Origin of the sequence: Acinetobacter sp. A3, assembly GCF_012371415.1 — a bacterium.
Taxonomy (GTDB): Bacteria; Pseudomonadota; Gammaproteobacteria; order Pseudomonadales; family Moraxellaceae; genus Acinetobacter.
In genome coordinates, this window is the sequence record NZ_JAAZQW010000097.1 from 1 (window position 1) to 701 (window position 701).

Genomic DNA, 701 nt, shown 5'->3' on the forward strand with positions numbered 1-701 from the left:
TTAGGCTCTAGACTAGCAGATTTGCACTTAGTTTTACCTAATGAGGTCCCACAACTCTGTTGCTAGCTCATTAGGCTCCCTCATCCAACGCCATTCTGTTTCTTTAAGATGATAATCAAAATACTCTTTTGATATACCGTTGAACTTTGCTAGCCTTCTTTTACAAAAGCTCCAGAATGATTCTATTCCATTTATATGACATTGTCCTCTGGCAAATTCATTCGCTCCATGATTTACTCTAAAATGCTTTGAGTAACCAACATCTACCAAACCATTGTATCCACGCCAACCATCACTATAAATTACACTTTCAAGTGCAACTTTACCTAAGATAACTTGTTGTAATGTAGTCTTTTTACAATCAGGGACTATTTCTGTATAAACTCGACCATTCCTTTCAAATATTCCAAATACAGGTTGTTTTAAAGTACCTCGACCTCGCTTCAATTTCCCATGAAAACCACGTTGTCTTTTTGCTCCAAAATAGCTCTCATCAACTTCAATAGAACCTACAAACTTTGCTCTTAAATCTGTTTGATGATCGTAGATTGCTTCTCTAAAAAGCATGTACCAATAGTTGATGATATTACGGTTCAAGTTAAGCAATAAGGCTGTTTTAGAAGCAGGAATATCAATGCAAAAGCACTGAATAATTTTTTTAATCTTATAGTGACTTAATTTACTGTTTTCTATCATGATTC

At 34.8% G+C, this 701-nt stretch carries 1 protein-coding gene; it reads right to left on the bottom strand.

Annotated elements, in window-relative coordinates; all coding sequences use genetic code 11:
• Positions 1-33: 33 nt before the first annotated feature.
• Entirely contained in the window at positions 34-696 is a 663-nt protein-coding gene (locus HHA42_RS13375) for an IS1595 family transposase (RefSeq protein WP_168526872.1), read from the bottom strand.
• Positions 697-701 lie beyond the last annotated feature (5 nt).